This is a genomic window from Sulfurospirillum tamanense (assembly GCF_016937535.1).
Classification (GTDB): Bacteria; Campylobacterota; Campylobacteria; order Campylobacterales; family Campylobacteraceae; genus Sulfurospirillum_B; species Sulfurospirillum_B tamanense.
On sequence record NZ_JAFHKK010000002.1, the window covers coordinates 138,261 to 159,815 of the forward strand.

Below are 21,555 nucleotides of genomic sequence, written 5' to 3' on the forward strand. Positions count from 1 at the left end.
CACTGTTGCCCATTCTTGATTCGCCTTTTCAGAAAATTCTTGCCACAGGCAGTTTAACCACATTCCTTTCAAACCATTACTACGGGGTAGACGCACATGCTAAACAGCTTACAATCGGGAAATCGTCTCCGAGTCGATTTTGCAAAGGTTCCTCAGCAAATTGATGTTCCTAACCTCCTTCAGCTTCAGCAAAAAAGCTATGAGCACTTTTTAAATGTTTCCAGAACAGAATCCGAGAGTGGCATAGAAAAAGTATTTAAATCTATTTTTCCAATTCATGATCCGCAAAACCGATTAACACTTGAGTATGTTGGTAGCGAAATTGGCAAACCAAAATATACAGTTCGAGAATGTATGGAGCGGGGGTTGACCTACTCGGTAAACCTAAAAATGAACATTCGATTAATTTTATGGGACAAAGATGAAAAAAGCGGCGAAAAAGCCGGTGTAAAAGATATCAAAGAGCAATCTATTTTTATTCGTGAAATTCCCATGATGACAGACCGCATCTCCTTTATCATTAATGGAGTCGAGCGCGTAGTTGTAAATCAGCTTCATCGAAGCCCAGGGGTTATTTTTAAAGAAGAAGAAAGTGCGACCGTTGCGAATAAGCTGATTTATACAGCACAAATTATTCCAGATCGTGGCTCATGGCTCTATTTTGAATACGACGCTAAAGATACTTTGTTTGTACGCATTAATAAGCGACGAAAAGTGCCCATTACGATTCTTTTTAGAGCGCTTGGATACAGCAAACAAGACATTTTAAAACTCTTTTATCCTGTACTAACAATTCAGATTAAAGAAAATAAGTTTTTAATGGAATTTGATCCTGATAATTTTGTTGGGCGTGTTGAATTTGATCTTAAAGATGATCAAGGCAACCTCATTTTGGGTGCGGGAAAACGCCTAACAAAGAAAAAAGCAGATAAATTAGCCGAAGACGGTGTGAAGTGGATTGAATACCCAACAGAAATTCTCATTAATCGCTTTTTGGCCTCTCCTATCATTGACCAAGAAAGCGGCGAGGTGTTATTTGAAACCTTGACGCAGCTTGATGAAAATAAAATGGCAAAAATCATTGAACAAGGATGCACGAGCGTTGAGATTGCCAATGACTTGGCTTCTGGCGTGGATGATGCCATCATTAACTCGTTTATTGCCGACACAGAAACTTTGAAATTATTGCGTCAAACAGAAGGCATTGAAGATGAAAATGACCTTGCCGCTATTCGTATTTACAAGGTTATGCGTCCTGGCGAGCCTGTTACCAAAGAAGCAGCAAAAACTTTTGTAAATGATCTCTTTTTTAATCCAGAGCGCTACGACTTGACAAAAGTAGGCCGGATGAAGATGAACCATAAGCTCTCCTTGGATGTGCCCGAGTTTGTAACGGTTATGACCAACGAAGACATCATTAGAACCGCTAAATACCTTATTAAAGTCAAAAATGGCCAAGGGCGCATTGATGATCGTGATCACCTTGGGAATCGCCGTATTCGCTCCATTGGTGAATTGCTTGCCAATGAGCTTCACACGGGCCTTGTGAAAATGCAAAAGGCTATTCGCGATAAATTCTCTTCACTCAGTGGTAGCATCGAAGAGCTTATGCCGCACGATTTGGTCAATTCTAAAATGATTACAAGTTCTATTTTGGAATTTTTCACTAGCGGTCAATTATCTCAATTTATGGACCAAACAAACCCCTTGAGCGAAGTGACCCATAAGCGTCGTCTTTCGGCTTTGGGTGAGGGCGGTTTAGTAAAAGAGCGTGCAGGTTTTGAAGTGCGCGACGTGCACCCGACCCACTATGGTCGTATTTGCCCTGTTGAGACGCCTGAGGGGCAAAATATTGGTTTGATTAACACCCTTGCAACGTACGCAAAAGTAAACGATTTGGGTTTTGTTGAAGCCCCTTACCGCAAGGTGGTAGACGGCGTCACAACTAATGAGATTGTTTATATTACGGCTACACAAGAAGAGGGTTTGGTGATTGCACCTGCCTCCACAAAAGTAGATGAAAACAATATGATTCTTGAGGATCTTATTGAAGCAAGAATAGATGGTGAAATCATCCTTGTTGAAAAAAGCCGTGTGAATTTAATTGACCTCAACTCCGCCATGATTACAGGTGTAGCAGCTTCGTTGATTCCATTTTTGGAGCATGATGATGCCAACCGTGCACTGATGGGGTCAAACATGCAACGTCAAGCGGTGCCTTTACTTCAATCTTTTGCTCCAATGGTGGGGACAGGCGTAGAGAAAACTGTATGCCGAGACGCATGGGAAGCTATTAAAGCTAAGCGTGGTGGCTTGATTGAAAAGGTGGACAATCGCAATATCTATATTTTAGGTGAAGATGAAAATGGCGCGTTTATTGACCATTATACGATGGAAAAAAACCTTCGCACCAACCAAAACACAACCTTTTCTCAAAAGCCTATCGTGCGAAAAGGTGAGATTGTCAAGACAGGCCAAGTGCTTGCCGATGGTCCAAACATGGACCAAGGAGAGCTTGCCATCGGTATTAATGCCATGGTGGCCTTCATGCCTTGGAACGGATATAACTTTGAAGACGCGATTGTTATCAGCGAGCGCATGATTCGCAAAGATGCGTTTACGAGCGTGCATACCTATGAAAAAGAGATTGAAGCTAGAGAACTAAAAGATGGCGTAGAGGAAATCACCAAAGACATTCCTAATGTTAAAGAGGAAGATTTGGCGCATTTGGATGATAGCGGGATTGTAAAAATTGGAACCCAAATCAAGCCAGGCATGATTTTGGTCGGCAAGGTATCTCCCAAGGGTGAAGTAAAACCAACACCTGAAGAGCGCCTCTTGCGTGCAATTTTTGGGGAAAAAGCAGGGCATGTTGTTAATAAATCACTGTATGCTACGCCTTCCATGGAAGGTGTGGTGGTAGATGTTAAGATCTTTACCAAAAAAGGCTACGAAAAAGATCCCCGTTCCGTGCGTGCCTATGAAGAGGAAAAAGAAATTCTTGATCGCGAGCACCACGACAAACTTTTGATGCTCGACCGCGAAGAGATGCTTCGTATTAATTCACTCCTTAGTAAAGCTACTTTACAAAGTGATCAGGAAGTCAATAAAAAACCCTATAAAAAAGGGGAGTGCATTGGCAAAGAAGATTTATTACATGTAAACCGATTTGCGCTCAATGTTTTGGTAAAAGCCTTTGCTCCAGAAGTGCAAAGCGATTACGACCACTTGAAGACGTACTTCCAAAATGAAAAGAAAAAGCTCAAAGAAGAACATGATGAGAAGTTAACCATCATCGAAAAAGATGACATTCTTCCAAGTGGAGTGGTGAAGCTAGTAAAAGTTTACATCGCTACAAAACGCAAACTAAAAGTGGGCGATAAAATGGCTGGCCGTCATGGAAATAAAGGTATTGTTTCCAATATTGTCCCTGAGGTGGATATGCCTTATTTGGCTGATGGAGAGTCGGTAGATATTGTTCTTAACCCATTGGGCGTTCCTTCAAGGATGAACATCGGACAGATTCTGGAGGTACACTTAGGACTCATCGGCCGACGTCTTGGTGATCAGATTGCTGAAATATTTGAACATAAGCGCAGTGCGTGGGTAAAAGAGTTGCGTGAAAAAATGATTGAAATTGCTTCAGTTGCAAAATGGATGGATGCACGTAATTTCATTGAGGGGCTCAGCGACGAGAAGTTGATTGAGTATGCAAAAGATTGGAGCAGGGGTGTAAAATTTGCTACTCCTATTTTTGAGGGTGTCAACACGGAAGAATTTGCAAAACTCTTCGAATTGGCCAAAATTAATCTGGATGGCAAGGTTGAATTGTACGATGGCATGACAGGCCACAAGATGCAAGAGCGTGTTAATGTGGGTTACATGTATATGCTTAAACTGCACCACTTGGTTGATGAAAAAGTGCATGCACGTAGCACGGGACCATACTCTTTGGTAACGCAACAGCCAGTAGGCGGTAAAGCCCTCTTTGGTGGACAGCGTTTTGGTGAGATGGAGGTGTGGGCGCTAGAAGCATACGGCGCAGCTCACACGTTGCGTGAAATGTTGACGGTCAAATCCGATGACGTTGAGGGCAGGGTAGCTTCCTATAAAGCATTGACACGCGGTGAAAATGTGCCACAAACTGGCATTCCAGAAACATTCTATGTACTAACCAATGAACTCAAGTCACTAGCACTAGATGTAGAGATTTATGACGAGGTGGAAGACGATGAAACGATTAGAGCCAATTGAAATTAGCGAAGAGAGCAGACCACGAGATTTTAGTGCTTTTAGACTGCGACTAGCTAGTCCGGAGCGCGTGCGTTCGTGGAGCTATGGTGAGGTTAAAAAACCTGAAACGATTAATTATCGCACCTTGAAGCCCGAGCGCGATGGTCTCTTCTGTGCCAAAATATTTGGCCCCATTCGTGACTATGAGTGCTTGTGTGGCAAATACAAAAAAATGCGCTACAAGGGTATTAAATGCGAAAAATGCGGAGTGGAAGTAACTAGCACTAAAGTGCGTCGCTCACGCATGGGGCATATTGAACTCGTGACACCCGTGGCACACATTTGGTATGTGAACTCTTTACCTAGTCGTATTGGAACCCTCTTGGGCGTCAAAATGAAAGATCTAGAGCGCGTATTGTATTATGAAGCGTACATTGTGGAGCAATCGGGCGATGCTTTTTACGACAATGAAAATACCAAAAAAGTAGAAAAGTATGATGTGCTTAACGAAGAGCAATACCAGTCACTTATCCAACGTTTTGATGGCACAGGCTTTCAAGCACGCATGGGTGGTGAAGTTGTGCGCGATTTGTTGGCAGATTTGGACTTGGTTGCCGTCCTTGAGCAGCTCAAAGAAGAGATTCAAAGCACAAATTCTGAGGCCAAGAAAAAGACTATTGTAAAGCGCCTTAAAGTGGTTGAGGCGTTTTTGAACAGTGGCAATCGTCCTGAGTGGATGATGATTACAATGCTACCTGTGCTTCCACCCGATTTGCGCCCTCTGGTTTCGCTTGATGGTGGCAAATTCGCTGTTTCAGATGTTAATGACTTGTACCGACGTGTTATCAACCGTAACTCACGCTTGAAGCGCTTGGTAGAGCTAGACGCGCCTGAGATTATTATCCGTAATGAAATGCGGATGTTGCAAGAATCCGTGGATGCACTTTTTGACAACGGACGTCGTGCCAATGCAGTCAAAGGGGCCAATAAGCGTCCTTTGAAATCTCTTTCGGAGATTATCAAAGGCAAGCAAGGCCGTTTCCGTCAAAACCTTTTGGGAAAACGTGTCGACTTTTCTGGCCGTTCTGTTATCGTTGTGGGCCCTAAGCTAAAAATGGACCAGTGTGGTTTGCCAAAGCAAATGGCGCTTGAGCTTTTTAAGCCCCATCTTTTAGCACGTCTTGAAGAAAAAGGCTATGCCACGACCGTGAAACAAGCCAAGAAAATGATTGAACTTAAAACCAATGAAGTGTGGGAATGTTTGGCAGAAGTGGTAAAAGATCACCCTGTGATGCTTAACCGTGCCCCTACCTTGCACAAACTTTCTATCCAAGCGTTTCACCCCGTCTTGATTGAAGGAAAGGCGATTCAATTGCATCCTTTGGTCTGTTCGGCGTTCAACGCGGACTTTGACGGTGACCAAATGGCTGTGCATGTGCCCCTTTCCCAGGAGGCAATTGCAGAGTGCAAGATTTTGATGCTTAGTTCCATGAATATTTTGCTTCCCGCTTCTGGAAAGGCCATTACGGTTCCATCGCAAGATATGGTTTTGGGGCTTTATTACCTCTCTCTTGAAAAAGTGGACGCAAAGGGTTCTAATAAGATTTTTGCCAATGCAGACGAAGTGGCGATTGCTATTGAAATGGATGCCCTTGAATTGCATGCTAAAATCAAGACCCAAATTGATGACAAGACGGTATTTACAACAGCGGGTCGCTTGATTTTAAAATCTATGTTGCCTGAGTTTGTTCCTGAAAATCTTTGGAATAAAGTTTTGAAAAAGAAAAACATTGGCGCCCTTATTGACCACGTGTATAAAATCGGTGGTTTTGGGATCACGGCAGAGTTTTTGGATAACCTTAAAAACCTTGGCTTTAAGTATGCAACGGAAGCGGGTATCTCCATCTCTATTGATGATATTCGTGTACCAAAGTCTAAGAAAAAATACATCGATGATGCCAAGAAAAAAGTGCGTGAGATTCAACAGCAATACGGCGCGGGTCTTTTAACAGACAGTGAGCGCTACAATAAGATTATTGATATCTGGACAGACACCAACAATTCGGTTGCGGCAGAGATGATGAAGCTAGTACAAACCGATAAAGATGGCTTTAACTCCATCTTTATGATGGCCGATTCTGGGGCACGTGGTAGCGCGGCACAGATTCGCCAGCTCGCGGGAATGCGTGGTTTGATGGCAAAGCCTGATGGCTCCATCATCGAAACGCCGATTATTTCAAACTTCCGCGAAGGGTTGAACGTTTTAGAATACTTTATTTCAACCCACGGTGCCCGTAAAGGCTTGGCAGATACCGCCCTTAAAACCGCCAATGCGGGATATTTGACCCGAAAGCTCATCGACGTTTCTCAAAACGTGAAAGTAACCATGGAAGATTGTGGTACCCACGAGGGCGTTGAGATTACAGAAATCGTTGAGGGTGGCGAGATGATTGAGCCACTTGAAGAACGTTTATGGGGACGTGTTTTAGCGGAAGATGTAATTGATTCTATTACCAATGAAATGCTCTTTACCGAAGGCACGATTATTGACGAAGAAAAAGCCAAAGCCTTGGTTGAATCGGGTGTGAAATCCGTGAGCATCCGCACACCTATTACATGTAAAGCACCTAAAGGTGTATGTGCAAAGTGTTACGGGATTAACTTGGGTGAGGGTAAAATGGTTAAACCTGGTGAAGCGGTGGGGATTATCTCTGCTCAATCTATCGGTGAGCCAGGCACGCAGCTAACGCTTCGAACCTTCCATATCGGGGGTACGGCTTCTACAGAGCAACAAGACCGCCAAGTCATTGCTCAAAAAGAGGGTTTTATCCGTTATTATAACCTTAAGACCTATACGACAAAAGAGGGTAAAGTCATTGTAGCAAACCGAAGAAATGCGGCTGTGCTACTAGTGGAGCCAAAAATCAAAGCACCGTTTTCTGGGGTGCTTACTATCGAAACGGCACACGAAGAAATTGTATTGACCATAAGAAGTGGTGAAGAAACTATTAAATATGTTTTAAGACGTAATGATGTAGCTCGCCCTAACGAGCTAGCAGGCGTAGGCGGTAAGGTAGAGGGTAAATTCTATATTCCTTATGAAAATGGAAACAATGTTGTTGCAAAAGAGAGCATTGTAGAAGTTATTAAAGAAGGGTGGAATGTTCCTAATCGTATCCCGTTTGCCAGTGAGCTTCGCGTTCAAGATGGCGAACCTGTGGTTCAAAAGATTTTTGCGGGCGCTTCTGGGGAGGTAAAATACTACATTCTTAATGGCGATTATCTTGAGCGAAACTATTCTATTAAAAAAGGCCACACAGTAACTGAAAAAGGACTTTTTGCGGTAATTGCCGATAAAGAAGACCGTGAGGCAATTCGTCACTATGTTCCTCGCAATACTGTGATTGAAGTAGGCGATAAAACGGAGGTTGGCCCAAAAACCTTGCTTGCTGCTCCAACGGGAAGTGAGCATGTTATTGTGGCAGAATGGGACCCCTATTCCAATCCTATTATTGCAGAAGAGGGCGGACGTGTAAGCTTTGAAGATATTGAGCCTGGTTATAGCGCTACAGAGCAATACGACGAAATGACAGGACAAAGCCGTCTTGTTATTAATGAGTACTTGCCTTCTGGCACAAAGCCTACGCTTATTATTGCTACGGATTCGGGCAAGATTATCAAGTACCAACTTGAGCCAAAAACAGGTATTTATGTACGCGATGGCGGTCGTGTGGAGTTGGCTGATATTTTAGGTCGTACTCCCAAAGCAGTAGCAAAATCAAAAGATATTACGGGCGGTTTGCCTCGAGTTAGTGAACTCTTTGAAGCCAGACGCCCTAAAAATGCTGCAGTGATTGCAGAAATTGATGGAACGATTCGCTTTGGTAAACCTTTGCGCGCTAAAGAACGTATTGTTATCGAAGCAAATGACGGCACAGTGAGTGAATATTTGGTAGACAAAACCCGTCAAATTCATGTGCGTGCTGGTGAGTTTGTGCATGCGGGCGAGCGCTTGACTGATGGCATTGTTTCAAGTCATGATATTTTGCGCATTTTGGGCGAAAAAGAGTTGCATTATTACTTGATTAGTGAAATTCAACAAGTTTATCGCCGTCAAGGGGTTGCGATTTCTGATAAACATATTGAAGTGATTGTCTCTCAGATGTTGCGCCAAATCAAGATTGTTGAAAGTGGCGATACAAACTTTATTGTGGGCGACCATATTTCACGTCGAAAATTCATTGAGGAAAACCATCGCATTATGGCAATGGGCGGTGAGCCTGCTATTGCTGAACCTGTTCTTTTGGGTGTTACGCGTGCGGCAATTGCGAGTGATAGTATTATTTCAGCCGCATCATTCCAAGAGACAACCAAAGTTTTAACGGAAGCGAGTATCGCAGCCAAGTTTGACCATTTGGAAGATTTGAAAGAAAATGTTATTTTGGGTCGTATGATTCCAGTAGGTACGGGACTATACCAAGACAAGTCTATCCGACTCACTCACCACAAATAATTCCTTCATCCCCGGCGAGATGCTTCTTGCTGGGGCCCCATTTCTCTTATTTCCCCTTAAATTAACCTTTTTTTAAGTCATTTTTAAATAAAATAGCGCGTATTTTTATCGATACAAACTCTATAACGAGAAGGAATAAATGTGCCTACCATTAACCAATTGGTAAGAAATGAGCGCAAAAAGGTGATTAAAAAATCAAAATCTCCTGCGCTTGTTGAGTGTCCTCAGCGACGCGGTGTTTGCACTAGGGTCTATACAACAACCCCTAAAAAACCAAACTCTGCCTTGCGTAAAGTTGCCAAAGTCAGATTGACCAGCGGTTTTGAAGTGATTAGCTATATCGGTGGTGAAGGCCACAACCTTCAAGAGCACTCCATTGTTCTTGTGCGTGGCGGAAGGGTAAAAGACTTACCTGGTGTGAAGTATCACATCGTGCGTGGTGCCCTTGATACAGCGGGTGTCGCGAATCGAAAAGTGGCAAGAAGTAAGTACGGTACCAAGCGACCTAAAAAATAAACAATACACACAGGTGTCACCCTCAGAATGTAGGTGATATTTGAGTAAAATTGTCATTCAATTTGAAGGAAAAATTTTATGAGAAGAAGAAAAGCGCAAATCCGAGAGGTATTGCCTGACCCAATTTACGGCAACAAAATCATCACAAAATTCATTAATGCATTAATGTTGGATGGTAAGAAAAGCACGGCGACAAAAATTATGTATGGCGCAATCAGCCTGATTGAAACAAAAGGCGAGGAAAAAGGGATTGATGTTTTTAATGCTGCTATCGACAATGTAAAACCTGTCATGGAAGTAAAAAGTCGACGTGTGGGTGGAGCAACCTATCAAGTGCCTGTTGAAGTACGCCCTGTGCGACAGCAAGCGTTGGCAATTCGTTGGATGATTACGTTTGCTCGCAAGCGCAGTGAACGCACCATGGTAGAGCGACTTGCAAACGAATTAATGGACGCAGCACACATGCGTGGTGCTACTTTCAAGAAAAAAGAAGATACGTATAAAATGGCAGAAGCAAACAAAGCGTTTGCACACTACCGCTGGTAATATATTAGCTTTTGGCGGCCTCTAAATGGGCCGCTCTCTTCCAATGATAAGACGACAAAAGGAAACCCAAAATGTCACGAAACACTCCTATTGAACGCGTACGAAATATCGGTATTGCTGCCCACATCGATGCGGGAAAAACAACAACTACGGAACGCATCCTTTTTTATACAGGTATTTCTCATAAGATTGGTGAAGTACATGATGGTGCTGCAACCATGGACTGGATGGAACAAGAAAAAGAGCGCGGCATTACCATTACTTCAGCTGCGACAACATGTGCATGGAAAGAGCATCAAATTAACATCATCGACACACCTGGCCACGTTGACTTTACTATTGAAGTTGAGCGTTCCATGCGTGTACTCGATGGCGCCGTTGCTGTTTTTTGTGCCGTTGGTGGTGTGCAGCCCCAATCCGAAACCGTTTGGCGTCAGGCAAACAAATACCGTGTTCCCCGCATGGTTTATGTTAATAAAATGGACCGCGTTGGTGCGGATTTTTACAATGTTGAAAAACAAATTAAAGAACGCCTTAAAGCCAACCCTGTGCCCATTCAAATCCCTATTGGTGCAGAAGAAAACTTCAAGGGAATGGTTGATCTTGTAACTATGAAAGCTTACGTCTGGGAAGATGAAGCCGCCATGGGTTCAAGTTATGATGTGGTTGATATTCCTGCAGAACTCCAAGAGAAAGCCGAAGAGTACCGTGAAAAAATGGTAGAAGCGGTTTCTGAGACCAGTGATGAGCTTATGGAAAAATACCTTGGGGGCGAAGCACTTACCGAGCAAGAAATTGTAGCAGGTATTAAAGCAGGATGTCTTGCCATGACGATGATTCCTATGATTTGTGGCACCTCCTTTAAAAACAAAGGTGTACAACCAATGCTTGACGCAGTTGTTGCTTACATGCCATCTCCTATAGAAGTAGCTGATATCCGTGGAGAATACGAAGATGGCACAGAAACCATTGTCAAATCCACTGATGATGGCGAGTTTGCTGCGCTTGCGTTTAAAATTATGACAGACCCATTTGTGGGACAGTTGGCTTTTATCCGTGTGTACCGAGGAAAACTAGAGAGCGGCACGTACGCATACAATAGCATTAAGGGTAAAAAAGAGCGCGTTGGTCGTTTGCTTAAAATGCATGCCAATAAACGTGAAGAGATTAAAATGCTCTACGCAGGTGAAATTGGCGCGGTTGTTGGTCTTAAAGATACCTTGACAGGTGAAACACTCACGGGCGAAAAAGACAGGGTGATTTTAGAGCGTATGGATTTCCCAGATCCTGTTATTTCTGTAGCAGTTGAACCAAAAACAAAAGCTGATCAAGAAAAAATGGGTATTGCTCTTCAAAAACTTGCCCAAGAAGACCCTTCCTTTCGTGTGAAAACAGATGAAGAGAGCGGCCAGACGATTATTTCAGGGATGGGTGAATTGCACCTTGAGATTATTGTTGACCGTATGCTTCGCGAGTTCAAGGTAGATGCAGAAGTGGGCCAACCTCAAGTTGCCTACCGTGAAACTATTCGCCAGAGTGTTGAGCAAGAGTATAAATACGCTAAGCAATCAGGTGGCCGTGGTCAGTTTGGCCATGTTTATTTGCGTCTTGAGCCAAAAGATGCGGGCACAGGTTATGAGTTTGTGAACGACATTAAAGGTGGTGTTATTCCACGCGAATATATTCCTGCAGTTGACAAAGGCTGCCAAGAAGCAATGCAAGGTGGTGTTTTAGCGGGCTATCCTATGGAGGACGTAAAAGTAACCTTGTATGATGGTTCTTACCATGATGTTGACTCCTCTGAGATGGCCTTTAAATTGGCGGCTTCCATGGGCTTTAAAGAAGGTGCACGCAAAGCAGGTGCAGTTATCCTTGAGCCAATGATGAAAGTAGAAGTGGAAACACCAGAAGACTTTATGGGTGATGTTATCGGCGACCTTAATCGACGCCGTGGACAGATTAATTCTATGGATGACCGCAGTGGCAACAAAATTGTCAATGCGTTCTGCCCGCTTTCTGAAATGTTTGGTTACTCGACAGACCTTCGTAGCCAAACCCAAGGACGCGCAAGCTACTCTATGGAATTTGACCATTACGCAGAAGTTCCTAAGAACGTTGCAGAAGAAATTATCAAAAAACGAAAAGGTTAACCTCCTTTTTTACTGCGCACACCCCTTTACCTTGGGGTGTGCGTTTTTTTATGCCCCTTGTCCTCATAGCTCAGCTGGATAGAGCGCAGGATTCCTAATCCTGAGGCCGCAGGTTCAAATCCTGCTGGGGACACCATTTCCTCCTTACTTTGTTTTAAACCGAAACTGTCCCCCCATCTTTTTCCCTTCAAATTGTTTTTCCAATACTACTTCGCCATGCCAACGCATGTTGCCTGCAATGCAAGTGGGTAGAATGCCCTTGGCGATGTAGAGCCCTTCTCTTTCTTGTGAAAAAGTAAAGCGGTGCACGCCCATATCCATGTTGGTTGCATAAATCTTAAGGGGAAGTGTTGCATTTTTGATGCCGGTGGTGTGCAAAGAGAAAGTTAGTGGCGTCATAAGAGGGATCCCTTGTGGCTCGATACCAAGTGTCATGGTGGCGCCATCTGGCAGAAAAATTTCACAAGGAGAGATGCGAAGGTCGCACTCTTGGGGCTGGTAGGCAAAATGCACTTCTTTTTCAAAGCAGCGCTCTAGGGTTGTGCTGTCTACAAAAATCAATCCCAAAACCACCCCAATGCCAAGCAATTGACCTATTAAAAGGAGGTAAAAACGTCCTGTTTTTTTCACCGCATTCCTTTACATGTAAAGTGTAAAAGTGTATCTTTTGAGGAATAAAAGTCGGTTGAATTACACTTTTCCTAAGGAGAGTGTTTTATATTAAGGATAACAGGCGCCTTGAAGTGCCAAGCTTGTACACTACATGTAAAAAATTCCGAAGGCATGTGCCACATGGTTCAAATCTCCATCAATGGAAAATGGGTCGAAGCAAAAGAAAATACACTCTTGATTGACGTCCTTTTTGGACAAGGGGTTTCTATCCCGCATTTTTGTTACCATCCAGCCCTTGGGAAAGACGGAAACTGTCGCATGTGCATGGTGGAAATTGAAGGCAAAAAACGCCCGCAGATTGCCTGTGATACGTCCGTGAAAGAGGGTTTGATTGTCCGTACAAATACTCCCGCTGTTACGCAAGTCAGACGCTCTATCTTAGAACTTGAACTCATTAATCACCCCGTCGATTGCCCCATTTGTGACCAAGCCGGAGAATGCAAACTCCAAGATTACTACATGGAAACAGGCTTATACGAAAGTCGCCTTGAAACCTCAAAGGTTCAAGGAAAAAAACACGTAGACCTTGGGGCTAATGTGATGCTAGACCAAGAACGCTGTGTGCTGTGTGCCCGCTGTGTACGCTTTACTGCGAACATCACTAAAACCCATGAACTTGGCGTGTTTAGACGAGGAGATGGGGCGGTGGTTGACACATATCCAGGTAAAACACTCACCAACGCTTATGCCATGAATGTGGTGGACTTGTGTCCTGTGGGCGCGCTTACGAGCAAGGCATTTCGCTTTCAAAAGCGGGTGTGGTTTTTGCGTAGCTTTGAGGCCATTTGCCCAGGATGCGCTAGGGGATGTAGCGTCTTTGTAGACCACCACCGCGCAAAATACGAAGACGACTTAATGTACCGCATTCGTCCACGGGTTAATGAAGCCATTAATGGGCATTTTATGTGTGATGCGGGGCGCATGCTCTATGAAAAAGAAAACCAACAACGGCCCGTGGAAGCGTACAGTAAGGGCACACACATTTCCTTTGAAGAAGCGCTTGAGCAAGCCAGAAAAGAGATTATGCATCCGCTTAGTGTGGTGGTGATTTCAGCTTCGGCAAGTTTGGAAGAGTTGTGGGCGGCGCGTTTTTTTGAGAGTGCTTTGGGCCTTAAGGTGTATGTGAGTTACCAACTTGACTCTGCTTTTGAGGATGATTTATTGCGTGTTCGTGATCGCGAGATGAATATTCAGGGTGTGAAAATGCTTGGATTTACATGCATCACTGACCCCGAAGTTGCCCTGAAAGAAGCGCGTTTTGCGGTATTGATTGGGCAAAAAGATGTGCATCGCTGGATGGAAGCCTGTACGGAACATCGTGTTCCTTTTGGCCTCATCCATGCCCACGAAACATCCCAAAAAGCACAGTGGAGTTTGCCTATTGCTTCTCATTTTGAGCGAAGCGGGCGGTTTATGGCACAAGGTGGAGTCTTGCAAACAAGCCACACGGGGTTAGACAAAAGCACCCCACGTCTCTCATTGGTCGCGGTATTGGGGCGCATTTTTGATTATTCGCCTGCGTTTATGGAAGAAGCGATGGAAAAACTAGAAGTGTGGTTGCACCATGGGTGAGCCAAACGTATGGGTTGTGGTGGTAAACATTCTGTTGGCGACCTTGCTTTCCTTGGGTGGTGCGCCCATACTGGTGTGGATGGAGCGTCGCGTCGCGGGCCTCATCCAAGACCGCTTTGGCCCTAACCGTTGCCACATCGGAGGGATTCGCCTTTTTGGACTCGTGCAGTCTGTTGCAGATATGCTTAAACTTGCCTTTAAAGAAGACTTTCATCCTAGCCACATCAAACAAAATCTCATCTACACCCTAGCGCCCGCTTTTGTCTTTGTGTGCGCCTTTTTAACCTTTATGGTGATGCCTTTGGCCGATGTTTTGGTGCTAGATGGCAACCGTTACCTCATGCAAGCTTTGCCCATTGAATTTGGACTTTTATGGTTTTTGGCGTTTGCAGGATTGTCGGTGTATGGGATTTTACTAGGGGGGTGGGCGAGTGACAATAAATATAGCCTTTTAGGTTCCCTTCGCGCAAGCGCACAAGTGGTGAGCTACGAAGCGGCGATGGGCTTGTCCTTGGTGTCCATGCTCATCGTGTACGGATCGGTGCATTTGAGTGAGATTGCTGCGTTTCAGGGAAAACTGCTCTTTGGGGTGATTCCTGCGTGGGGCGTAGTGCTTCAGCCCTTGGCGGCACTTATTTTCATTATCACCGCCTTTGCAGAAACTAACCGTGCGCCCTTTGACATGGCGGAGGGGGAGAGTGAGATTGTAGGTGGGTTTCACACGGAATATGCTGCCATGCGTTTTGGATTGTTTTTTGTGGGCGAATACATTGCTATGTGCGCTTCAAGTGCCATTATCGTCACCCTCTTTTTTGGCGGCTATCAGATTCCGTGGGCTTCAACTGCTTTTTTAAAAGGGCATATTAGTGAAGTTCTTGGGGTTATTATGGTGGTGTTGCCTGTACTATGCGGCTTGTTTATTGGCTGGATGCGACGCCAAAACCGTTGGATTGACCCCCTTGATCCCCGTGCCAAAGAAACTTTTTATTTAACCCGCGTCTTCATCGGTATGACCGTGGTTTTAGAGCTTGGATTAGCATGGATGGTGTTGGGTGGCTTGGGGGAAAATGGCACAAGTATCAGCGTTGCCGCCCTTCAAGTGCTCACCTTTGCCATGAAGGTCTACGCCATGAATTTTGTCTACATTTGGGTGCGATGGACGTTACCACGGTTTCGGTATGACCATTTACAAATGCTCAGCTGGAAAGTGTTGTTGCCTTTAGCTTTGGCCAATGTGGTCATCACGGCCTTGGTGGTTGTGGGAATGGGGTGGTAAATGAAACCGACTAAACAGATTAAGCGCCATGGAGATACTTGGAAAGAAAAACTTTTTTTGCCCGCACTGTTTAAAGGGCTTGGGATCACCTTTGGCCATTTTTGGGACAATATTACCCGTTCAAAACGCATTAAAACGTTGAGCTACCCTGAACAGCAACCCGAAGATATTACTTTGCGCTACCGTGGGGTGCATCGATTAACCCAGCGCGAAGACGGAAGTGCACGGTGCGTGGCGTGTTTTATGTGTGCCACAGCTTGTCCAGCGGAGTGTATTTTTATCGTAGCCAAAGAGCGCGAAGATGGGGTGGACGAAAAAGAGCCCGAGCGCTTTGATATTGACTTGCTTGAGTGCGTGTTTTGTGGAGCCTGTGTGGAAGCGTGTCCGTGCGATGCTATCCGTATGGACAGCGGGATTTTTAGCGTCGTGGCTGAAAACAGGGAAGCGTTTATACGTACCAAAGAAACGTTGCTCGCAACGCCAAAGGGAGTGTGATGGAGTTTGTGTTTGGGGCGCTTTCAGTCATCGCCATTGCAGGGGCCGTGGGGGTGATTACCCTTAAACAACCCGTGCATTCAGGGGTGAGTTTTATTGCAACAGTGGTTGCCTTGGCGGGGTTGTTTGCTTTGTTGAGCGCAACGTTTTTATTCATGGTGCAAATCATCTTATACGCAGGGGCAGTGATTACCTTAATTTTGTTTGTCATCATGGTGCTCAACGTCCAAGCGTCCCATTTGCCCGATGAGAAAGGCCAAGGTAAAGCCCTTGTGCTAGGTGCAGTGTGTTTAGCACCACTGGTCGCTCTTGGTATGCGTGGCTTTAACACCTTGGGTAGTGAAAAGCTCGTCGTTCTTGGGGAGGGCTTTGGGGGCATTCACGGGCTTGGAATGGCACTGTTTAAGGACTGGGTTTTACCTTTTGAGCTCATCTCTCTGCTCTTACTCGCAGCACTTGTGGGCGCGGTGGTATTGCTAAAAAAGGAACGCGTATGATGAGCGTTCAAGGGGTGGCCTTGGTGGCCTTGGTGTTGTTTTGCATCGGGTTTTTGGGCGTGGTGTCGCGTAAAAATATCTTTGTGGTCTATCTAAGTATTGAACTGATGCTAAATGGAGTCAATCTTCTTCTAGTAGGGCTTTCGCGCTACCATGAAGGGAGTGATGGACAAGTGATAGCCTTGCTTATCATCGCTATCGCCGCAGCGGAAGCGGCGGTATTTTTGGCTCTTATTGTGACCCTTGTGAAACACCGACGCACTCTGAACATTGATAGATTTAATACCTTGCGTCCTAAGGGGACACGATGATGTGGATTGTGCTCGTGCCTTTGCTTGGGGCGATTGTGCTAGGAGGCTTGTATCTTTTTTCCTTACATGTAAGGCCTGTTTCACGGAAGATTTTTTTTGCTATTGGTGTAGCAACACCGTGGATGAGTTTTGTGATGAGTCTTTGGGTTTTAAAAACTTTTTTAGAACAACAAGCCCCTGTGGTGTACGAAGCTTATACATGGTTACATGTAGGGGATTTTCACATCCGCATGGGCTTTATGGGCGATACGTTGAGCCTGTTTATGGCGCTGTTTATCACCTTTATTGGCGGGTTAATCCACGTGTATGCGGGCGGGTATATGGCCAAGGATGCGGGTTTTGGAAAGTTTTTTGCTTTTTTCAATCTCTTCCTTGCTTCGATGCTCGTACTCGTACTTGCCAGTTCGCCTGTGGTGATGTTTATCGGTTGGGAAGGCGTGGGAATCTGTTCCTACGCGCTCATTGGGTACTACCATCAAAAACGCGCCAATGTGGAAGCGGGCAATAAGGCATTTTTAGCAAACCGCGTGGGAGACTTTGGGTTTATCGTGGGGTTGTGTACGCTGTTTGTGATGATAGGAAGTGCGGGGTTTGATTATGCGTCGTTAGAGGAAAATATCCACCTTGTGGAAAGCGGCACCTTGCATTTTATCGGCGCGATGCTCTTTATCGGCGCGATGGGAAAATCTGCGCAACTCCCTTTACATGTATGGCTTCCTGATGCGATGGCAGGGCCAACACCTGTTTCCGCGCTTATTCACGCTGCGACCATGGTCACGGCGGGTGTGTACATGGTCGCCCGACTTGGATTTTTGTATGACTTGATTCCTTCTGTGGGGTTGTGGATTGCTTACATTGGTGCAGGCTCCTCGCTCTTTGCGGCCCTTGTGGCAACGCGCCAAAGTGACATCAAAAAAATTCTGGCCTATTCGACCATGTCACAGCTTGGGTATATGTTTGTGGCGGTGGGTATTGGAAGTTATGGGGCGGGATTGTTTCACGTGTTTACCCACGCTTTTTTTAAAGCCTTACTTTTCTTGGGTGCGGGGGCGGTGATCGTAGCCCTTGGGCATCAACAAAATATCTTTAAAATGGGTGGCCTTCGCACGCGTTTACCGTTGGTGTATGGGCTGATGCTTGTGGGAACCTTGGCGTTGTGTGGCATTTTCCCGCTGGCAGGATTTTTTAGCAAAGACGCGATTTTAATAGCCGCTTTTGACCAAGGCCATTACGGCTTGTGGGCGTTGGGCGTAGCGGTGGCAGGCGTAACAGCATTTTACATGTTTCGCCTCTTTTTTCTTGTATTTGAAGGCTCTCCCGCGACAGAGGAACCTTTACATGTAGTGCCTGTGAGCATGCGTTGGCCCATGGTTGTTTTGGCGTTTGGTGCGGTGGGTGCTGGGTGGATTGGTGTGCCTGAAGCTTTGGGCGGAGAGAATTGGATAGGGCGTTGGTTTGGGGGTGAAGTCCACCTTTCGCACGCGGTGGAATACGCTTTAATGGCGGGTAATGCGGTTGCTGTTTTGGGAGGCATTGGGTTGGCATATTGGAAATTTAAGCAAGGATTTTCCAACGCCCCTTCCGTGCGAGGAAACGCTTTTTACCTAGACACGCTGGTCACTTGGGGCATTGTGCGTCCGTTGCAATGGGTGAGCGCGTGGATTGCAAAAGTAGCAGATAATCGCGGGATTGATGGGACTATCATGCGCGTATGTTGGGGTGCGGTACGCCTTGGACAGCGTGCCCAAATACTCCAAAATGGAAACGTGCGCGCCTATGCTTTTGCAATATTAGCGGGTGTTGGGGCAGTGTCCCTTTACATGTTGGGGGTGTTGTAATGCTCAGTGTGCTCATTTTTCTCCCCATTGCCGTAGCCTTTTGTTTGTTGGTTTTGCCCGTAAATGCGACGCAAACACGTAACGGCGCGTTGGTGACGGGTGTGGTGATTTTTCTCTTGTCTTTGAGCCTTTACGGTCAGTTTGAACCCGTGGGCGGGATGCAGTTTGAGGAGTTTTTGCCGTGGATTACAACCTATGGGATTGGCTATTCTGTGGGCCTTGATGGGGTTTCACTCATCATTTTAATGCTCATCGCCACCCTCATGCCTTGTGCGTACATGTTGCTGTGGAAAGGGCGCACGAAGGGCTATTGGGTGAGTATGTTGCTCATCCAAGGGGGCATGCTTGGAGCGTTGATGGCGCAAGATTTGATTTTGTTTTACCTCTTTTGGGAAACCATGCTGTTGCCTGTGTTTATGATTGTAGGGATGTTTGGCACGGGAGATAAGGTTTTTTCAACCCTCAAAGTTACCTTATACACGATGCTTGGTTCCTTGCTCATGTTTATTGCCATCTTGTACCTCGGCGCCTCCCATGCGAGGGAATTTGGGCACTGGAGCTTTGAACTTTCCCATTTGACTCACCTGACCCACCTGAGTTGGAATGAGCGGGCGTGGCTTTTTGGTGCCTTTATGCTAGCCTTTGCCATTAAAATCCCTCTTTTTCCTTTTCATACGTGGCTACTTAAAACCTACTCAAACGCACCCACGGGCGGCGTCTTTCTTCTTTCTGCCATCATGGCAAAACTGGGCGTGTACGGGGTGATTCGATTTGTACTTCCTCTTTTTCCCGAACACAGCGTCTATTTTGCTCCGTGGGTCATGGGCGTGGGGCTGTTTGGCTTGGTCTATTTTGGCATAGCCGCGCTCATGCAAGATGATGTGAAAAAACTCTTGGCCTACTCGTCCGCGTCCCACCTTGGGTTTATTGTGGTGGGCGTGTTTAGTTTAAATGTGTACGGCATGATGGGTGCGTTGTTGCTTATCGTCGCCCATGCCATGGCCACGGGCGGTCTTTTTTTACTGGTGGGGCATTTGGAGTTTCACACCAAAACAAAATCCATTCGTGCGTTGGGTGGGATTGCTACAAGGGCACCGGTGTTTACGGTCTATTTTGCGCTGTTTATGCTGTGCATCGTGGGGCTACCTGGAACCAGCGGTTTTGTGTCGGAATTGCTGATTATCTTGGGCGTGTTTCACGTGGGCATTCCTGCGGGAATGGTAGCGGCACTCAGCGTGCTTGTGGCGGCGAGTTTTATGCTCTGGATGTTCGGGAGAGTGACCCTCCAAGAAGAGCAAGAAAGCGCAACAATGATGGTAGATTTGTCGTGGAAGCAAGGCCTTGGCCTTTTGCCTATCGCGCTGTTAATCGTGGCGATGGGACTAGACCCTGAGTGGTTTTTTGCGAAAATCGAACCCACGGTGTTAGATTACTTGGGTGGAATTTTAGGAGGCGTGCAATGAGTTATGTCGCGATGCTTCACCTCATGCCGCTATTGATTGTCCTAGTTGGCGGTGCTGTGCTGATGCTTTTGGGGGCCAAAGACCTTTTAAATATCCGTCAGTATTCGTACATTGCCCTTGGGTGTTTAGGGTTGGCTTCGGTGTTTCAGTTAGCGTTGTTGGGGCAATTGTACGCAGTGGAATTGTTGCCAAACGTCTTTGGTGGGATGCTCATTGCTGATAGCTACTCGGGGTATTTTAACGCGATTTTGCTCATCGCAGGGGTGTTGATTGTCTTGATTGGGCAGCATTATTTTATCATCCACCGTTACTATAAGGGAGAGTTTTTTGCGCTCTTTTTGTTTTCGGTGTTTGGGATGATGGTGCTTACTCAGGCACGGGAACTCATGGTGGCGTTTATTGCCCTTGAGATTGCTTCTATTAGCGTGTATGTGATGATTGGGTATCACAAGAGCCACGAAAAACGCACGGAAGCGGCCTACAAGTACCTTGTGTTGGGTTCCTTGGCGGGTGCTTTGTTTTTGCTCGGCGTTGCGTGTATTTACGCGGGAGCGCAAACGACACGCCTTGGGGAACTTTTACATGTAATCACTACTCGCCCTTTGGAGGATTTAATGTTGGTGCGCATCGGTGGGACGCTGATTTTAATCACCTTTTTATTTAAAATTGCCGCGTTTCCTTTTCAAGGGTGGGCGATTGATGTGTACGATGGGGCGCCGTTGCCCGTGACGGGATTTATGGCGGCGGCTTTTAAGATTGCGGTGTTTGGGTTTATGTTGCGGTTGATGCTTGTGGAATTTGAGTCCATTAAGGCGATGTGGAACATGTTGCTTGTGGGTGTTATCGTGTGTACTTTGGTGTATGGGTCGTTGATGGCCATCATCCAGCAAAGCATCAAGCGCTTACTGGCGGCTTCTTCCATCGTCCATACAGGGTATTTGCTCATCGCTTTTTTATCCACGGATGCCTTGCCCCAGCACGCGGCTTCTTCTATCATCTTTTACCAAGTGGCCTATTTTCTCTCGGCTGTGGGGGCTTTTGGCTTGCTCTCATACATTCTCTCCGATGATAAATTGCGCATCAGTTATGAGGATTTTAAGGGCTTTGCCTTGTTGCATCCGTACATGGCTGCGGCCATGAGCGTGTTTATGCTCTCCCTTGCGGGGATTCCTTCGACCATCGGGTTTATTGGGAAGTTTTACATTTTCACGGGAGCCATTCAAGCGGGCTATACGCCTTTGGCGGTCTTTGCGATGCTCGCGACTTTTGTGTCGGTATATTATTATTTTAAACTCATCGCCATGATGTATTTTTACCCTTCCGCTACCTTAACCACAGTGCCGGTATTTCGGGGTATTACGCCTAAAATCATTGGAACCTTGGCCTTTGTGATTGTCCTAGGAGGCATCGGCGGGGTCGATGTGATTATGGATTTAGCGACCATTGCCCACAAGTCTTTGTTTTTGCACTGAC

The 21,555-nt window shown here is 45.8% G+C and carries 14 protein-coding genes and 1 tRNA gene; 14 read left to right on the forward strand and 1 reads right to left on the reverse strand.

The window, feature by feature from the left end:
- The first annotated feature begins 96 nt into the window (after positions 1-96).
- The 6 genes from rpoB (at position 97) to JWV37_RS01865 (ending at position 12,094) form a co-directional block, all read left to right on the forward strand.
- The gene (rpoB, locus tag JWV37_RS01840; protein ID WP_205457945.1) at positions 97-4,254 is read left to right on the forward strand and encodes a DNA-directed RNA polymerase subunit beta; all 4,158 of its coding nucleotides are present in this window, start codon (positions 97-99) and stop codon (positions 4,252-4,254) included.
- Positions 4,232-8,746 (forward strand): DNA-directed RNA polymerase subunit beta', encoded by a 4,515-nt coding sequence (gene rpoC / locus JWV37_RS01845; protein ID WP_205457946.1) that lies wholly within the window; start codon positions 4,232-4,234, stop codon positions 8,744-8,746. Before rpoB ends, rpoC begins: the two co-directional genes overlap by 23 nt.
- Positions 8,747-8,887: 141 nt before the next feature.
- Complete coding sequence (gene rpsL / locus JWV37_RS01850) at positions 8,888-9,262, forward strand: 30S ribosomal protein S12 (protein ID WP_205457947.1); 375 nt, start codon at positions 8,888-8,890, stop codon at positions 9,260-9,262.
- A 78-nt stretch (positions 9,263-9,340) separates the two neighbouring features.
- Complete coding sequence (rpsG, locus tag JWV37_RS01855) at positions 9,341-9,808, forward strand: 30S ribosomal protein S7 (RefSeq protein WP_205457948.1); 468 nt, start codon at positions 9,341-9,343, stop codon at positions 9,806-9,808.
- Positions 9,809-9,879: 71 nt separating this feature from the next.
- Entirely contained in the window at positions 9,880-11,958 is a 2,079-nt protein-coding gene (fusA, locus tag JWV37_RS01860; protein WP_205457949.1) for an elongation factor G, read from the forward strand.
- A gap of 59 nt (positions 11,959-12,017) precedes the next feature.
- Positions 12,018-12,094 (forward strand) — tRNA-Arg (locus JWV37_RS01865).
- Between the two features lie 8 nt (positions 12,095-12,102).
- Here JWV37_RS01865 and JWV37_RS01870 read toward each other — a convergent pair.
- A complete protein-coding gene (locus tag JWV37_RS01870; RefSeq protein ID WP_205457950.1) occupies positions 12,103-12,588 on the reverse strand; it encodes a hypothetical protein in 486 nt (161 codons plus the stop codon).
- A gap of 162 nt (positions 12,589-12,750) precedes the next feature.
- On the opposite strand from JWV37_RS01870, the gene JWV37_RS01875 reads away from it, so the two are divergent.
- The 8 genes from JWV37_RS01875 to JWV37_RS01910 are packed head-to-tail and all read left to right on the forward strand — an operon-like array spanning position 12,751 to position 21,554.
- The gene (locus JWV37_RS01875; RefSeq protein ID WP_205457951.1) at positions 12,751-14,202 is read left to right on the forward strand and encodes an NADH-quinone oxidoreductase subunit G; all 1,452 of its coding nucleotides are present in this window, start codon (positions 12,751-12,753) and stop codon (positions 14,200-14,202) included.
- Positions 14,195-15,478 (forward strand): complex I subunit 1/NuoH family protein, encoded by a 1,284-nt coding sequence (locus JWV37_RS01880; protein WP_205457952.1) that lies wholly within the window; start codon positions 14,195-14,197, stop codon positions 15,476-15,478. The genes JWV37_RS01875 and JWV37_RS01880 overlap by 8 nt, the downstream gene beginning before the upstream one ends.
- Positions 15,479-15,973 (forward strand): NuoI/complex I 23 kDa subunit family protein, encoded by a 495-nt coding sequence (locus tag JWV37_RS01885; protein WP_205457953.1) that lies wholly within the window; start codon positions 15,479-15,481, stop codon positions 15,971-15,973.
- Positions 15,973-16,470: an NADH-quinone oxidoreductase subunit J family protein gene (locus tag JWV37_RS01890; RefSeq protein ID WP_240331947.1), complete on the forward strand. Its 498-nt coding sequence runs from the start codon at positions 15,973-15,975 to the stop codon at positions 16,468-16,470. Before JWV37_RS01885 ends, JWV37_RS01890 begins: the two co-directional genes overlap by 1 nt.
- Positions 16,467-16,781 (forward strand): NADH-quinone oxidoreductase subunit NuoK, encoded by a 315-nt coding sequence (nuoK, locus tag JWV37_RS01895; RefSeq protein ID WP_205457955.1) that lies wholly within the window; start codon positions 16,467-16,469, stop codon positions 16,779-16,781. The genes JWV37_RS01890 and nuoK overlap by 4 nt, the downstream gene beginning before the upstream one ends.
- Entirely contained in the window at positions 16,778-18,619 is a 1,842-nt protein-coding gene (nuoL, locus tag JWV37_RS01900; RefSeq protein ID WP_205457956.1) for an NADH-quinone oxidoreductase subunit L, read from the forward strand. The genes nuoK and nuoL overlap by 4 nt, the downstream gene beginning before the upstream one ends.
- Positions 18,619-20,082, forward strand: coding sequence for a complex I subunit 4 family protein (locus JWV37_RS01905; protein ID WP_205457957.1), 1,464 nt, complete (start codon positions 18,619-18,621; stop codon positions 20,080-20,082). The genes nuoL and JWV37_RS01905 overlap by 1 nt, the downstream gene beginning before the upstream one ends.
- The gene (locus JWV37_RS01910; protein WP_205457958.1) at positions 20,079-21,554 is read left to right on the forward strand and encodes an NADH-quinone oxidoreductase subunit N; all 1,476 of its coding nucleotides are present in this window, start codon (positions 20,079-20,081) and stop codon (positions 21,552-21,554) included. Before JWV37_RS01905 ends, JWV37_RS01910 begins: the two co-directional genes overlap by 4 nt.
- Position 21,555: the final 1 nt, after the last annotated feature.

What these genes read in the sequence shown, in the direction of transcription:
- JWV37_RS01880 (WP_205457952.1), top strand. Translation starts at nt 14,195, where the DNA reads ATGGGTGAGCCAAACGTATGGGTTGTGGTGGTAAACATTCTGTTGGCG.
- fusA (WP_205457949.1), top strand. Translation starts at nt 9,880, where the DNA reads ATGTCACGAAACACTCCTATTGAACGCGTACGAAATATCGGTATTGCT.
- JWV37_RS01905 (WP_205457957.1), top strand. Translation starts at nt 18,619, where the DNA reads ATGCTCAGTGTGCTCATTTTTCTCCCCATTGCCGTAGCCTTTTGTTTG.
- rpoB (WP_205457945.1), top strand. Translation starts at nt 97, where the DNA reads ATGCTAAACAGCTTACAATCGGGAAATCGTCTCCGAGTCGATTTTGCA.
- nuoK (WP_205457955.1), top strand. Translation starts at nt 16,467, where the DNA reads ATGATGAGCGTTCAAGGGGTGGCCTTGGTGGCCTTGGTGTTGTTTTGC.
- rpsG (WP_205457948.1), top strand. Translation starts at nt 9,341, where the DNA reads ATGAGAAGAAGAAAAGCGCAAATCCGAGAGGTATTGCCTGACCCAATT.
- JWV37_RS01910 (WP_205457958.1), top strand. Translation starts at nt 20,079, where the DNA reads ATGAGTTATGTCGCGATGCTTCACCTCATGCCGCTATTGATTGTCCTA.
- JWV37_RS01875 (WP_205457951.1), top strand. Translation starts at nt 12,751, where the DNA reads ATGGTTCAAATCTCCATCAATGGAAAATGGGTCGAAGCAAAAGAAAAT.
- nuoL (WP_205457956.1), top strand. Translation starts at nt 16,778, where the DNA reads ATGATGTGGATTGTGCTCGTGCCTTTGCTTGGGGCGATTGTGCTAGGA.
- JWV37_RS01885 (WP_205457953.1), top strand. Translation starts at nt 15,479, where the DNA reads ATGAAACCGACTAAACAGATTAAGCGCCATGGAGATACTTGGAAAGAA.
- JWV37_RS01890 (WP_240331947.1), top strand. Translation starts at nt 15,973, where the DNA reads ATGGAGTTTGTGTTTGGGGCGCTTTCAGTCATCGCCATTGCAGGGGCC.
- rpoC (WP_205457946.1), top strand. Translation starts at nt 4,232, where the DNA reads ATGAAACGATTAGAGCCAATTGAAATTAGCGAAGAGAGCAGACCACGA.